The organism is Thermosynechococcus sp. Uc (assembly GCF_029335995.1).
Lineage (GTDB): Bacteria > Cyanobacteriota > Cyanobacteriia > Thermosynechococcales > Thermosynechococcaceae > Thermosynechococcus.
The window spans coordinates 1-15,121 of the sequence record NZ_JARJMS020000084.1; the positions used below are offsets into that span (position 1 = coordinate 1).

The window sequence follows — 15,121 nt, forward strand, 5'->3', positions numbered from 1 at the left end:
TGATAATATTTGCAGCACTGATATTAATTGCATTATTGAAAGATTGTTGATTTTGAATCAGACCCTGTGCTTGTAGTATCAAGCTTCCTTGCAGAGAGATAGGATAGCCAATGATAATATTATTATTGGCCTGCAGGGTAAGTGAGTTTGTGGAGCTGCTGGAAATTGGGGTTTCTACATAGATATTTCCAGTGCCATTAGCAGTACTTTCTGTTGTTACAATAACATTGCTATAACTTAGTGCTGATAACAATGTTCCTATAGTCAGCTCAGAAATTGGATAGAGGTTTGATGTTGCTTCAAAAGGTGAAGTCGAGGTGATATTAAAATCACCAGTGCTATCGACAATGTAAATATCTGTTGGATCAAGCAGAAGTGTTCCTACGGTGCCGTTGAGGGCAGTGGTATCGACTCTTCCTTGAAAATCAAGATATTGTTTGCCAGAAACTTCGACAAAGCCACCGTTACCGCTAAGGGCACCCCCACGTGCACTTATTTGACCGTAAAAACGAGTGCTGTTGTTTGCCCAGTTGATAATCGTCCCGCCATTCCCCTGATTGAGGGCATCAGCATTGAGGAAAGTCCCACCATTAAGGAAAAGATTTTCTGCATTGAAACTACGATCTAAGCGATTTGTTCCTATTGTTCCCCCCAGGTAATCACCACCAAGCAGAATAGTGCCACCCCCTGTGTTACCCGCAGCAGTGAGTCGGGTATTGATGAGGGCAATATTACTGCCTTGACCAGCAACGGTGATTTTCCCCCCTGAGCCTGTGGCATTACTCACATCAATGGCACCGCCAATGACCGCTGTATTCGTGGTGAGGGGAATCTTGGTGCTATCGTGAACTAAGCGAATGGTGCCATCTGCATTTTGAATCACACTATTGACGGCGGGATAGCCATTGCCTCCTGTAAGTAACGTGGGTAGATCAGTTGGTTGAAGGATACCTGCGGCGGGTAATCGCTCTTGAGGAATTTCAAGACTGAGCAGCATTCCCGCTTGGGAAACCCTCACCAGACCTGATTCAGGCACTGCGACAACATTTACCGTACCCCCCGCTGCCCCAAGGGTACCCGTGTTAATGACCTGATGTGCCATCAGTGTCAGGGATTGACCGGCATTAACCCTCAGGTTGCCTTCATTGATCAAAATCCCTTTATTGGCAAATTCAAAGCCGAGGGGAGAGCTATTGAGCTGGGTGTAAGAGTTTGGGCGATTGAGATCAAAGACACCACTACCAAAGTGAACTCGCTGCGCTGTTGAGGCATGGAAGGCTGCTGGCAGACTTAAGTAGGCATTCGAGCCAAAGACAATACCTGCAGGATTGAGGAGATAGAGGTTGCTGTTGCCCCCTGTGACTTGGAGCAAACCATTGATATAGCTGGCACGACCACTATTGACGCCAGCTAGAATGTTATGGATTTGTGGCGTAGAAAGAAAGTTGGCGGTTTGTCCCTGCTGGATATTGAAGTCACGGAAGAGGTGAAAGAGGTTTCGACCATCCCCTGAAAGTTGTCCACCGCTAATGTTGAACTGATTGTTGATGGTTTCTACGGTTGTGCCAGTGGTATTGGGAGCAGCGGTGATTTGGGCCAGTGCGGGGGCAGCGAGAAAAGAGGTAAGGCCAATAAGGCTGATCACACTATGGGAAAACACACTTGTTAAAAATGAGGAGGCCATACGACTTTTTGTGAAAAGAGTTTGATGCTAAAGATCGTTTTATCCTCAGGGACTCTTTTATATCTGGCCAAGGAAATGTGCCACTTGACGAAGTGTCTATTCTAGGTCTTCCCTAAAATAGGGTGCTTAAAATAGAGCGCAACTTGAAGCGAAGAGCGATCGCTGTCAGGTTATCGTGGCCGTTAACCTGATTTCCCATATCAATCAGTTTATGGAGCGACTGACTGAGGGGGATGCTAAAGTCAAGCATCGGGACTAAGTGGCTAATAATATGGGTTTCGAGGCAGCGATTATCGGAGAGGCCATCGGAGCAAAGTAAAACCAGCGTATCTTCTTCGATGTCTAGGTCAATCACTTCCGGGTCAATGGCCTCATTGTTGCGAGGGCCGAGGGCTTGGGTAAGTTGGTAGGCATCGGGGCGGCCATAGGCAATTTCTGGTTCGACCCCCTGCTGGATCAGACGTTGACCCACTTCGTGATCTGTAGTCAGTTGTTGCAGTCCTTGGCGTTTAGTAAAGCGGTAAATGCGACTGTCTCCAACATGACCAAGGCGAAGATGGTAGTTTTGGACTAACGCCATCACTAGCGTTGTGCCCATACGGCCACTCCCTGTTTTTGCTTTTTGATCATTGGCAGCAAAAATGACCTCGTTAGCACGGTAAATCGCGTTGCGTACCTCCTCAGCACTAGGAAGTTCTCCCTGCCATGGCCAAGTCTGCTCGAAGTAGTCATGAACGGTTTTCGCGGCCAATGAACTGGCAACTTCTCCTTCGGCGTGCCCCCCCATGCCGTCACAGAGGACATAGACCCCCTGAACCTCTAGTTGTTGACCGTTGGGAGTCATGCACACCTGCTGCCGATGATTGATGAGATAAAAATCCTCGTTGTGGTGGCGATCGCGCCCACTATCGGTGTGGGCGGCAACATCTACTTGAACCAGTTGTCGCGGCAAAAGGGCAGTTGGCGCATCCTCAATTGCAGTGTGATCTTCCTCCACTGAAAGGGTGATGTCTGGCAGTTCATCAATCAAATCACCCGTACTTTCGCTTAGCTCCTCCTCAAAGTCTGGCAGGGGTTCACTACGCAGGGTGGAGGCAAAGGAGTCGAGTAACATTTGAATTTCTGAAATTTTCTCTAGAGGAGCTGTACTCAAGGAAACCAAGAGGGGCATAAAAACCGCTTGGCGGCGATTAGAGGCATGGCCAAATAACTCCTGCCAAATACTAACGGGACTCAGGGGTGGCGTGGGTCGTTCAAAGGTTTCCACTAAGGGCAAGGTGAAGTCCAGTTGATGCAGCCGCAGTTGAGCGTCAGAGTTGACGGCTAAGTTCTTTACTGTGAGCAAGGAATAATGGCAGTGCCACCGTTCTAAGATTTTCCAGAGGTCAATCATGTCCTCTAGGTACTGGAAAATTTGCTCATCAGAAATGTTGTCGTCTTGCCAAACATCCTGTAGAGGGCGAGCAGTGTGATTGTAGTCGAGAATAATGCCGTGGCAATAGCTGGCCGGCAAGTTGCTTGTGGAAACAGTATCTAGCCACGCATCGTGGATGGCCGGAATAGTTTCGGGATAGACAAGGTGCAAGGCAAGGTAGGCGATCGCCACCGCACTAAGGCTGGGGTATTGCGATTGCAGATGGGGAATAACCACACTGGGGTCGAGAATATTTAGCTCCTGTGCCCAGTCCTGAGCTGTTTCCCGCAGGGTTTCTAGCAGTGTTGGTTCCTCAGGCTGTAGATCCTGTACCAATTGGGGCAAATCACAGGCGTAACGGTGATCCCAGCGTTGATAGCGGTGCTGTGGATCAAAAAAGGCAGCGGCGTTGGGAGGATGGGTGTCCTGCTCAAACACTGTTCCCTTAAAGTTGTGGTTAGGGACAGCTAAAATGGGGTGATCAGTATAGGCAGGATAGAGGACACCCCACCAAAGTTTGAGGTTTTGATCAGTTTGCGCAGTAGGCATTAGAGCAGGTGAGTCAGCAAAGACGGCACAGCAACGACCACACCTTGCGGTATGGGAGGGGTATCCCCTATTGTATAGCGATCGCCCTCGGACAGTCCTTTTCTATATCCTGTTGCTGTTTTTTATACCTATTCCTCAGCCATCACCATCAAAGGAAATGATTTTGGCAACAGTGTTGCCGACACCTGACCTGTTACGGGTTGATGCAAACGGATTAACTGTGCCAAGGTTGACTTCAGTTGGGTGCGCGGCACAATCACATCAACAAAGCCACATTTTTGAACAAATTCAGCGGTTTGGAAGTCATCGGGAAGTTTCTCCCGCAGCGTTTGCTCAATAACCCGCCGTCCCGCAAAGGCGATCGTTGCTTTTGGCTCGGCAATAATAATATCCCCCAACATGGCAAAGCTAGCGGTCACACCTCCAGCAGTTGGGTGTGTCAAAACAGGGATATAGAGCAGGCCAGCACTGCGATGACGCTCAAGGGCAGCAGCAGTTTTAGCCATTTGCACCAAGCTGAGCATCCCTTCCTGCATGCGGGCACCCCCAGAGGCGCAAACAATCACAAGGGGAATATGCTCCCAAGTCGCGCGTTCGATCAGGCGAGTAATTTTTTCACCGACGACGCTGCCCATACTACCACCCATGAAGGCAAAGTCCATTACCCCTAGGGCAATCGGTAGCCCCTCCAGTTGGCCAAGACCAGTTTGTACGGCATCCTTAAGACCGGTTTTCTCTTGATACTCCCGCAGGCGATCGCTATAGGGCTTGCGATCCTTGAATTGCAAGGGGTCACAGCTCACCAGATTTTCGTCTAAGGGACGCCACGTGTGCGGGTCAATGAGTTGTTGGATGCGCTCACTGCTGCTGACGCGGTGGTGATGGCCACACTCCGGGCACACCAGTTGATGGCTATGCAGATCCTTGCTGTAGATCATCACGCCACAGGCTTCGCACTTAGTCCAGAGACCATCGGCTATTTCTCGCTCTGGCTGCATGGGCGTTAAGGCAGTTTCTTTACGGCGATTTGCAAACCAATCAAATATAGACATTGTGGAAAATTCCCTTTGACGTTCAGTTCTCAAATAGCGCGTTTGTATGGGTCTCTCCCAGGAGTGTTCACTAAGAATAATTACTTATCATCCCACTTTGTTGCATTTTTGCAATATATCGCACAAGTTTGAGAAAGTATGCAGAAGGCTGGGGGTGGATCACCGACCCAAGGGGGAAGTTCGGTGTCACAATAGGAAAGAAGTTGACAGTTTGCAGCGTAGCACTGGGTTGAATCTATGTCCATGGTTGCAGTTGTGGTGGCGATCGCTATCTTAGGAGTTCTGATTTTTGTTCATGAATGGGGGCACTTCATCGCTGCCCGCAGCCAAGGCATTCATGTCAACCGCTTTTCCATTGGCTTTGGTCCTATTCTTTGGAAGTTTCAGGGCAAGGACACCGAGTATGCCCTGCGCCTAATTCCCTTAGGTGGCTATGTAGGCTTTCCAGACGATGACCCCAATAGTGACGTTCCCGCTAACGATCCCAATCTCTTGAGCAACCGTCCAGTCTTAGACCGCGCCATTGTTATTAGTGCAGGGGTGATTGCCAATTTAGTTTTTGCCTATTTGCTATTACTCGTGCAAGTCGGTGTCATGGGGATTAGTCAGGCCACGTACTATGAGGGGGTGCTCATTCCAGCTCTTGTCCCCGAAAGTAGTCTTGTGGCCACTAAAGCAGGCATCCAGCCGGGGGATTTAGTTTTAGCTGTGGATGGCCAGCCCCTAGGCGCTGATGTCAATAGCTTGCCAAACCTGATGCGAGCCATTCAGCAGCATCCGCAGCAACCCCTGACACTGACAATTGAACGGCAAGGTGACATCCGGGAGATCACGGTTACGCCAGAGGTGAGTGAGGACGGCCAAGCCCGAATTGGCGTTCAATTAGCCCCCCATGCCGATATTCACCGTGAACACACCTTAAACCCCATTAAACTAATTACAGCGGCAGCGGCGGAGTTTCAGCGGGTGATTGTGCTCACCTTAGATGGGTTTCGGGAAATTTTCCAACACTTTGATCAAGCCGCTCAACAGGTCTCTGGACCAGTGGCGATCGTGGCTATGGGCGCGGATATTGCCCGCTCCAATGCTGAACAGCTCTTTACGTTTACGGCTTTGATCAGCATTAACCTTGCCATCATCAACATCCTGCCCTTTCCAGCCCTTGACGGCGGTCAACTGCTCTTTTTATTGGTGGAAGCCCTGCGGGGTCGGCCCTTACCCAATCGCATCCAAGAGGGCGTCATGCAAACGGGGCTGGTGTTGCTCCTTGGATTAGGGATGTTTCTGATTGTTCGTGATACCGTGAATCTCACAGGCTTGGGCTGGGTGCAACAACTTTTTTAAGTTATGGCTATTACTCGTCGCCTCTGTGCCAAGCAACAACGGGCACTGGAAATTCTCACCCGTCTTAAACGCCTCTATCCCGATGCCACCTGTAGCCTTAACTTTGCCAATCCGTTACAACTGCTGGTGGCCACCATTCTCTCTGCCCAGTGTACCGATGAACGGGTGAATCAAGTCACACCGGCGCTGTTTGCTCGTTATCGCGATGCCAAGGACTTTGCCATGGCTGATTTAGCGGAGCTAGAACAGTACATCAAATCCACTGGCTTTTATCGCAACAAAGCCCGCCATATTCAAGGAGCCTGTCGCCGCATTGTCGAAGTCTATGGGGGACAAGTGCCCAAGGTGATGGAGGATCTGCTGTCGCTGCCGGGGGTGGCTCGGAAAACTGCCAATGTGGTTCTTGCCCACGGCTACGGCATTTTGGGGGGAGTTACTGTGGATACCCATGTCAAGCGGCTGAGTCGGCGCTTGGGTCTGACTCAAGAAACAGATCCTGTGAAAATTGAGCGAGACTTAATGCGCCTGATCCCCCAACCCGATTGGGAAAACTGGTCAATTCGCTTGATTTACCATGGCCGCGCGGTTTGTCAAGCACGTCAACCCCAGTGTGAAGCCTGTGAACTCATTGATTTGTGTGCCACGGGCAAGAAGCTCATACCCAAGTCATAGGGGATTGTAGGTGATCTACCACGTGCGGGGCTGAAACTGGGCATCGTTGAGAATGGTCACCCCCTCTCCCGACTGCGCCAATACAAATAACCCCTGCCGATAGGCATAGCGAGCCACCTCAGGCGGCACAATCATCCCCGCTACCGCTCCCAAAAGTTGGGTACTGCGATACTGATGAGCCAAACGGCGAAATTTGCCAATCCGCTCTACGTGTTCGTCCACATCCCCTTGGCTGAGTTTGGTTTTCACCTCAACGAGAACGGCTTCATCGCTGTTGACAACCAATAGGTCAATTTCTAGGCTCTCGTTCCCATCTTGGAGAATGACATCGCTGTAAAGTTGAGAGACGGCAATTCCCCGATTCTGAAATAAGCGCAACACTGCTGGGCGTACCTGCCATTCCACAAATTCGCCAAGGCGATTGCCCAGTTTGCCAAGTTGCTGGTTGAGCTGACGCGCTTCTTCTCGCAGCAGCCGCTCAGTCTCCTGAAACCGCCGCTCAGTTTCCTGAAACCGGCGCTCGGTTTCCTGAAATCGTCGCTCAGTTTCTTTTTGAGCCTCTAGCAGCTCCCCCAGTAGTCGCCAAACATCTTCAGGAGTGGATGCTTGTGTCATTCTTGATGGATGATTTATTGATGATTTCTCAAAAAAAAGTATCTTCTTTAGATCATAACTGAAGGGGTAGGACACCCTCGCTCCACCACACGCGGGGTCGAAACTAGACATCATTGGTAACGTCTTAACCCAATGGCGATCTTTTTGCAGGGATTGGTGGGTGACTTCCTCCCCTTGATCAACGAGAGAGATTAGGATAAATCCGCAGCCGCCGATTCGGCTCTTCGCCAAAGCTACAGGAGGTTAACTGGTAATGCTCAATCAACTCGTGTTGCATCCGCCGAATGTTGGCTGATCGCGGTAATAGCTCCACCGCTTGCCCCTTGGGAATCACAATTTCCTCAACCGCTAGGCGTGCCTCCTCAAGTGCTTCCAATTCATCATCGCTCCCTGTGGGACTAAAGAGGGAGAGATCCGCTGACTCTGCTGGGCTAGGGTCTTCAATACCAAGCAAATGCCGTAACCCCCGCACAATTTGTGCCATGCTGTTGGTTTTAATAGCATGTACGGGTAAATGATGAATATGGGCAAGATGCCGTAGCTTACTTTCCCCTTTGAGGTGGGAACGCAGCGTCAAAATGACATCGGCTTGATCAATATCTTTAGTGACAACAATGGGTAGGTTGAGGGTGCGAATAGCCTGTTCCAGATGGTGTCGGCTCACGGCATAGGGGAAAACATGCAAAGGCAGTTCTTCACCATTTGGACCCACTGTAGGTGCATCCAAAGTTGCCTCTAGTAATTGGGCAAAATTTGCCCGTAGGGGTTCTTTATGAGCATCTCCAACAGGCAGCATCTGACCACTGTCACGCCAAGAGGGGCGCTGAGGCAGAGATTGAACCTCCGATCGCTGGGGGGGAGGTTCAGGACGACTAATCACCACCGAGCCATCGGCAGCAACACCGCGAATTTCAGGAGATGGCTGACGACCCCGCAGCAGGAGATCTACACTGGTAGCCACGTCAAGATGGACAACCCAGCGATCGCGCTCCAGCATTTCCACCGCTATTTGAAAGGTGGGCGGGGCTTTACGTTCAAGAACACTTTTTTGGGTGCCGCGCCGCCGCGCTTCCTCGTCGCCAAGAGTAACCGATTGAATGCCCCCTACCAAGTCTGCAAGGGTCGGGTTTTTGATTAAGTTCTCAATTTGATTGCCGTGAGCCGTGCCAATTAATTGTACGCCTCGTTCAGCAATGGTGCGAGCCGCTAGCGCTTCTAGCTCTGTGCTAATTTCATCAATGATAATAACTTGGGGCATGTGGTTTTCCACTGCTTCAATCATCACCTGATGCTGAAGTTCTGGGCGTGCCACCTGCATCCGTCGCGCCTTACCAATGGCTGGATGGGGAATATCACCATCGCCAGCAATTTCATTGGAGGTGTCAATAATCACTACCCGCTTGTGTAGCTCATCGGCAAGAACGCGGGCAATTTCCCGTAGTGCCGTTGTTTTACCGACACCAGGGCGCCCTAGTAGCAAGATAGACTGGCCACTTTCGACCAAATCACGAATCATGCCAATTGTGCCAAAGACCGCCCGACCCACTCGGCAAGTCAAGCCAATAATCGTTCCTTGACGGTTGCGCAGGGCACTAATCCGGTGCAAGGTACGCTCAATGCCGGCTCGATTATCACCGCCAAACTCGCCCACTCGATCCACGGCATATTGCAACATCTCACGGCTGACGGGGGTCTCGGCAAGGTATTGGGTGCTGTGGATAAACCGCGCTTCTGGTAGGCGCCCCAAATCTAGGACAATTTCTAGCAATTCTTCCCGCTGCGGGTGATGGGTGAGGGACTGCCCGAGGGGCGGCGGTAGGATGGCCAATAGTTGATCGAGATCGTCAGTAACTTGGCGTTGTCCAGCAGTCAATTCAACCATAGGGTACAGAGGGTGACGGGACAGATTTCAAAGGAGAAACAAGGGTCGCTGCTTCGGCAACAGCCGCTGCAAGGACGGCAGGTACAGTTTGCCATGGTTGGTCGGCGATCGCGTGGAAAGGGGCAAGGCGTTTGCGGGCATAACTACCATAGGCAACACCAGCAATTCCCTGTGGCGCTAACAATCCCATTGCCCTGAGTTTAGCAACCGTATGGCCATTTGTGCCGCCTGCTAACTGCACAAATCCGGGTAAATTTGCCCCTAAAATCGCTTGACCAAACTGGATTGTGGCTCGCGTTGCCCCATCGCCAATATCGCCGCTCATGGGACGACCATCCGCCTGCCAAATGAGGACACACTCCAACGGTTGAATCTGGCTATTGATCCAGCGCAAATAGTCAATGACTCCCTCTCCTTGGGGACAACTAATCGCCAGCACCTGTAAGTACCGCACCCAAGGATGCACGCGCTGCCAAAGCTCGGCAAAAGCCCTATAGCGCTGGGGTTGCGTATGAATTTCAAGGGCTTGAATCGTGCCATCAGCAATCGAGGGAGTAATGTCCTCAAATACTGCGGGTTGCTCATCGGTGGTAATCAAGTCCAAGGGGCATAGGGGCAAACAACGGCCACAGCCATAACAGCGATTGCGCAGCACCCCTTGTACCGAGGCATTAAACTGAATTGCCTGCGCAGGGCAGATACGTTCACAGGGGCGATCGCACCCCGGCGGGCAGCGATGCGGATCAAATGTTGCCTTACGAAAATGGGGATCAGCCCCATCATTAATACTCACCATTAGTAGGGGGCGAGTTGCACCTAGGCGTTCGGCAACGGTCAAGGCGTCATTGGCAACGTGAATCACTGCTGGATCAGCGGCCACATCAATACAATCAGCACCTGCCAGCGTATAAGCCAAGGTCAAATTATAGATTTGGGCAACATCTTGGAAACTAGCACCGTTAATTAGTTTAAACCAACGATGTGCCGTTAAAGCCGCAAGGGGAGCAGCAAAATCAGCCATAGATATTCAGGACTCAGCGTCGTCGTGACTCATCATTCGCTGTAGGGCTTGCAGACCTTTTTTAATCTGTCGAGAGACTGTGACCGCACTTAGCCCTAAAAGTTCAGCGGTTTCTTTTTGACTCAAATCATGCAAAAAGACAAATTCCAGAATTTGACAGGTGCGAGCTTCCAATTTTTGCAGGCACTGCTGCAAACGAATGCGATCCTCTTGGGCGAGTTGAAAACTTTGGTACCGCTGATCGGGGACAATCTCCCCCAAAGAAACAGTCTCTTCTTCGCCTTCAAAGGTGGGGGCATCTAGGCTCACCGGCGTGGTGTGATAGCTGGCAAATTTGGCCGCTTGCCATTCCTCAAGGGGGACATCGAGGGCTTGGGCAATTTCACTATCCGTGGGAGGGCGATGCAGTTGTTTGCCCAGCTCCTGAATCACTCGTTTTGCTTGGCTTTGCAATGTTTGCCAACGGCGGGGCACACGAATTTGGGGGCTTTTATCCCGCAGGTAGTGTTGAATTTCACCGCGGATGTAGGGAATAGCAAAAGAACTAAAAGCCACCCCCTTACTCGAGTCAAAGCGTTCAATGGCGTGAATGAGGCCAAAGATACCCACTTGCATCAGGTCGTCAAAACTTTCTTGGGTGCACTGTGCCCAGCGGTGGGCTTCCCTGCGTACCAGTCCCATGTTCAACTCGACAAGGCGATTCCGCAATTCCGGTGCAGGGTTCTCTCGGTATACCTGCAATAACGAGAGGGTGGAATTCTTTAGCTCACTATTGGCTGTCGTGTTGAACATAGAACACACAGTTTTTAATTCCCCCGCCTTCTTAAGATAAACACATCGGATATTTCTTTTGCTATTGAATGAGTAAGTAAGCGCGTATTGGCTTTTTCTATGGATTCGCCTATTCCTAGGATTTCACATCCAGTATGGCAAGACACCGACTGATTTCCCTGTGATCTCGACCACAGGCTTGGTTAAATTTTGCTAAATTTGTTTTTTAGGTTCAGAGGCCACCCAAGGCGATCGCGCCCCACAGGGCAGCTCCTAGGCCAATTCGATACCAAATAAATATCCAAGTGGAATGGCGCTGCAGAAATTGTAGCAACCAAGCGATCGCCAAGTAGGAAAACACCATGCTGGATAGGGTGGCAATCACTAAGGGAATCAATAGCGTTCCCTCATCAAACACATCCTTGGCTTGGACAAGGGTGGCAATTGTCAGTGTGGGAATGCCCAAAAGAAAGGAAAAGCGAGCGGCTGCTTCTCGCTCTAGACCCAAAAACAAGGCGGTGGTTAAGGTGGAACCCGATCGCGAAGCCCCCGGCAAAAGGGCAATCATCTGACCACACCCCACCAAGAAACCATCGAGAACCGTAATGTCTTGGTACGTGCGCTTGCGCGACCCCCATTTCTCCGCCAGTCCCAAAAGAATCGCCATGGCGATCGCCATGGTGGCAATGATCTGAGGGCGATCCAACGCTACTTTAGCCAATTTCAGCATGAATCCAGCCGCTAATGCGGGCATCGTACCCACACTGATCCCCACCAATAGCTTCCATTCCTTTTGCTGCCAATCCCGCTGTTGCCATGCCTGCCAAGCCCCTTGGAGAATTTGGCGAATGTCTTGCCAAAAGTAGCCAAAAACCGCAATCACACTCCCAAACTGCATCGCATCTAAGGCAGTTTTATGCCAGATACTCTTCCATCCCAACAGGTCACTAAAGAGAATCAGGTGAGCCGTGCTGCTAATGGGTAAAAACTCGGTAATGCCTTGCACCAAGCCGAGGATGACGGCTTGCAGCCAAAGAACAATATCCATGTTTTTGTTTCACCGTTGTAGCCTTACCATCTTGCCACGAGTCGGTGAGTACGCTGTCCTCATCAAGATTTTGTAATAGATTGTAGAAACAGTCCTCTAAACGCAGCAGTACTGTTTTTTGCCGTTTTGCCAGTTCTGGGCGTGTATGTCGAGCAGCTTAGAAGCCATTGAGCAGGAAATTTTAGGGTTGCAGGGGATGCTATTAGCTGGATGGGCCGAGATGCGCCAGCTCTATGATCTTTATTTAGAGATGCTTGCACCCATCGCCCGCCAGCAGTTGATTACGGTTACGTATCAAGTCTGTACCCAAGTCTTTCCAGAGCAATTTTTGCATCTTGAAGGTGCAGAGCGGCAGGAATTGCAACGTCAGATTGTTGAACTGGCCACAGCTTTGGAAACTGCTATTTTGCAGTTACAGCCCCGTCGCCAAAAAGACTTGACGCAAGAGGCGATGAATGGGGAAGGAGCGTCAGAGGCAAACTCACTCAAGGAACAGGAAACCCCCTCCCTAGGGGAGCAATTGAGCCAAGTCCTCTATCAGAGTTCACTTAAGATTAATCATTTGCTCCAACGAGCAGCTATCTTACCCCCTGCTCCGATTGCTGTCATTTTAGAGATTGCCAGTAAGGCCGAAAATCGCCCCTTGGGGCGAATTCCCCATTTGTTGACCGTGATGCTAGATGAGCAAAAGACACAGGGAGAAGGAGAAGAGGAGCGAAACACGGGTGAGTCTCAACAGGAATGGCCTGGCCAACAGCCTATGGCAGCTATTTACCTCCAATTGGAAGAGTTAGAGTTTCAGCATCCGCCCCTTGCCAACCAGCGCAGTCAAATTCGCCAACTAGAAGCTCGCTTGGCCAGTCTCCAGAAGCAACTCCATAAAAAACAACGGCAATATCTGGTGCTTAAAGCCAGTCGGGCATGGTGGCAAACTTGGAAAGCCAATGAAGCCCCAGAGACAACCACAAGTATCCCCGAGGCAATAGATGGTGAGCACTAAGTAAGGAGGCCTACTATGTCTCTTGACTGGCCACGCCTACAACGCGCCCTTGCCATTGAAACGGAGCGGGGTTTTTGCAACCTTCAGGGCAATACCTATCGCTTTAATGAATATTTACATCAAGCCTTGACTCAAACACCGCTGCAACACTTGCCCCTGTCGGTGCGCGATCGCTGGCAGGAAACAGCAGCAGCCTATGCCCAATACAACGATCTATCTCCCAGCCAACGCCAGCATCTGGTGGTGCAAACGCGTCAACTGCTCCACGATGTTCACAAACATCTGACTAGTCCACCGCCACCTCCCCGTCCCCTCAATCAAGCTCTCAAGACAGTGAAGGGGATTGGCGATCGCACAGCAGCAAAACTGGAAAAACTAGGACTTTATACGGTTGCAGATCTGGTTTACTATTTCCCCCGCGATCACATTGACTATGCGCGCCAAGTGCCGATTCGCCAACTTCAAGCTGGGGAGACGGTGACGGTGGTAGGCAAAGTCCGCCGCTGCAACTGTTTTACCAGTCCCCGCAACGCCAAACTGACCATCTTAGAAATTATCCTTCAGGACTACAGCGGGCAAATTCGCCTCAGTCGCTTCTTTGCGGGTGCTCGCTATGCGCAACGGGCGTGGCAAGAGCAGCAAAAACGCCTCTACGCGCCCCAGACAATCGTGGCCGCCTCTGGCCTTGTGAAACTGACCAAGTACGGCCTCACCCTTGAGGAGCCGCAGTTGGAGGTCTTGGATCGCGCGGACGCAGCAATTGACTCCCTCACGGTTGGCCGTATTGTGCCGCTCTATCCTCTTACGGAGGGGGTCTCCTCGGATCTAATTCGCCGAGCTGTGAATTGCGTCATGCCCTTGGTACAAGGGTATGCGGATCCTCTGCCCCCAGCTCTGCGCCAACAGTATCACCTCATTCCCCTAGAGCGGGCCTTGTGTCACATTCACTTTCCCCCCGATCGCGCCCAGCTCAGTCAGGCACGGCGACGGTTGATTTTTGATGAATTTTTCTATCTGCAACTGGGATTACTGCAACGGCGGTGGCAGCGGCAGCAACAGGCCAGTGCCCCCCTTCGTCCCCAAGGAGAACTGCTTGAGCAATTTTATCAGTGGCTGCCGTTTCAACTTACGGGAGCGCAGCAGCGAGTCGTTGCTGAAATTTTGGCAGATTTGGAGCGCCCGACGCCAATGAATCGCCTTGTCCAAGGGGATGTGGGATCAGGGAAAACCGTGGTGGCTGTAATTGCCCTATTGGCGGCAGTGCAGTCCGGCTATCAGGGGGCACTGATGGCACCCACAGAGGTTCTCGCAGAGCAGCACTATCGCAAGCTTCTGGAATGGCTCACCCCCCTCCATGTGCCAGTGGAACTGCTCACAGGCTCGATTCGCCAAGCCAAGCGACGTCAAATTCTAAGTCAATTGGCAACGGGGGAATTGCCCGTGCTAGTGGGTACCCATGCCCTGATCCAAGAGGGAGTGACGTTTCAACGACTGGGTCTGGTGATCATTGATGAGCAGCATCGTTTTGGGGTGACCCAAAGGGCAAAGCTGCAAGCCAAAGGACTTCTGCCCCATGTCTTAACCATGACCGCAACGCCAATTCCCCGTACCCTTGCGTTGACCCTCCATGGCGATCTCGATGTCAGTCAAATTGATGAATTGCCGCCAGGGCGCCGCCCCATTCAAACTACTGTGCTAACACGGAGCGATCGCCCCTATGCCTATGATTTAATTCGCCGTGAAGTGGCTCAGGGGCACCAAGCCTACATTGTATTGCCCCTAGTGGAGGAATCAGAAAAAGTAGATCTCAAATCGGCAATTGCCGAGCACAAGCGGTTGCAAACGGAGATTTTTCCCAATTTTCGAGTGGGGCTGCTCCACGGTCGCATGGCTGCTAACGAAAAGGATGCGACGATTCAAGCCTTTGCTAAGGGGGAACTGGATATTCTGGTGGCTACAACGGTGGTTGAGGTGGGGGTAGATGTTCCCAATGCTACAGTGATGCTGATTGAACACGCTGAACGCTTTGGCCTATCACAGCTGCATCAACTGCGGGGGCGGGTGGGGCG

At 51.2% G+C, this 15,121-nt stretch carries 12 protein-coding genes; 4 read left to right on the forward strand and 8 right to left on the reverse strand.

The features are described from left to right. From P3X23_RS09215 to accD, 3 genes are all read right to left on the reverse strand, one after another. The coding region (locus P3X23_RS09215) for a filamentous hemagglutinin N-terminal domain-containing protein (RefSeq protein ID WP_300875773.1) at positions 1 to 1,645 on the reverse strand (1,645 nt) is incomplete at its 3' end. A 151-nt stretch (positions 1,646 to 1,796) separates the two neighbouring features. Further along, positions 1,797 to 3,647 (reverse strand): serine/threonine phosphatase, encoded by a 1,851-nt coding sequence (locus P3X23_RS09220; RefSeq protein WP_300875775.1) that lies wholly within the window; start codon positions 3,645 to 3,647, stop codon positions 1,797 to 1,799. Between the two features lie 128 nt (positions 3,648 to 3,775). Further along, positions 3,776 to 4,699, reverse strand: a complete 924-nt coding sequence (accD, locus tag P3X23_RS09225) for an acetyl-CoA carboxylase, carboxyltransferase subunit beta (protein WP_300875778.1) — start codon at positions 4,697 to 4,699, stop codon at positions 3,776 to 3,778. A 237-nt stretch (positions 4,700 to 4,936) separates the two neighbouring features. On the opposite strand from accD, the gene rseP reads away from it, so the two are divergent. After that, complete coding sequence (rseP, locus tag P3X23_RS09230; protein ID WP_300875781.1) at positions 4,937 to 6,043, forward strand: RIP metalloprotease RseP; 1,107 nt, start codon at positions 4,937 to 4,939, stop codon at positions 6,041 to 6,043. A 3-nt stretch (positions 6,044 to 6,046) separates the two neighbouring features. Beyond that, positions 6,047 to 6,715, forward strand: coding sequence for an endonuclease III (nth, locus tag P3X23_RS09235; protein WP_300875784.1), 669 nt, complete (start codon positions 6,047 to 6,049; stop codon positions 6,713 to 6,715). A 15-nt stretch (positions 6,716 to 6,730) separates the two neighbouring features. Here nth and P3X23_RS09240 read toward each other — a convergent pair whose 3' ends face one another. The 5 genes from P3X23_RS09240 to P3X23_RS09260 all read right to left on the reverse strand — a co-directional run bounded on the left by P3X23_RS09240 (position 6,731) and on the right by P3X23_RS09260 (position 12,052). Then, positions 6,731 to 7,330 carry a hypothetical protein gene (locus P3X23_RS09240; protein WP_300875786.1) on the reverse strand — a complete coding sequence of 200 codons (600 nt, stop codon included), beginning with the start codon at positions 7,328 to 7,330 and terminating at the stop codon, positions 6,731 to 6,733. A gap of 178 nt (positions 7,331 to 7,508) precedes the next feature. Further along, positions 7,509 to 9,212 carry a R3H domain-containing nucleic acid-binding protein gene (locus P3X23_RS09245; protein ID WP_300875789.1) on the reverse strand — a complete coding sequence of 568 codons (1,704 nt, stop codon included), beginning with the start codon at positions 9,210 to 9,212 and terminating at the stop codon, positions 7,509 to 7,511. Continuing rightward, positions 9,205 to 10,233, reverse strand: coding sequence for a circadian clock protein LdpA (gene ldpA / locus P3X23_RS09250; RefSeq protein ID WP_300875792.1), 1,029 nt, complete (start codon positions 10,231 to 10,233; stop codon positions 9,205 to 9,207). The genes P3X23_RS09245 and ldpA overlap by 8 nt, the downstream gene beginning before the upstream one ends. A gap of 6 nt (positions 10,234 to 10,239) precedes the next feature. Then, positions 10,240 to 11,025, reverse strand: a complete 786-nt coding sequence (locus P3X23_RS09255) for an RNA polymerase sigma factor SigF (RefSeq protein ID WP_300875795.1) — start codon at positions 11,023 to 11,025, stop codon at positions 10,240 to 10,242. Positions 11,026 to 11,236: 211 nt separating this feature from the next. After that, positions 11,237 to 12,052, reverse strand: a complete 816-nt coding sequence (locus P3X23_RS09260) for an undecaprenyl-diphosphate phosphatase (protein ID WP_300875798.1) — start codon at positions 12,050 to 12,052, stop codon at positions 11,237 to 11,239. 145 nt (positions 12,053 to 12,197) lie between these two features. On the opposite strand from P3X23_RS09260, the gene P3X23_RS09265 reads away from it, so the two are divergent. Continuing rightward, positions 12,198 to 13,052 (forward strand): hypothetical protein, encoded by an 855-nt coding sequence (locus tag P3X23_RS09265; RefSeq protein WP_300875801.1) that lies wholly within the window; start codon positions 12,198 to 12,200, stop codon positions 13,050 to 13,052. A 15-nt stretch (positions 13,053 to 13,067) separates the two neighbouring features. Beyond that, on the forward strand, positions 13,068 to 15,121 hold a 2,054-nt coding region (gene recG, locus P3X23_RS09270; RefSeq protein WP_300875803.1), incomplete at its 3' end, for an ATP-dependent DNA helicase RecG.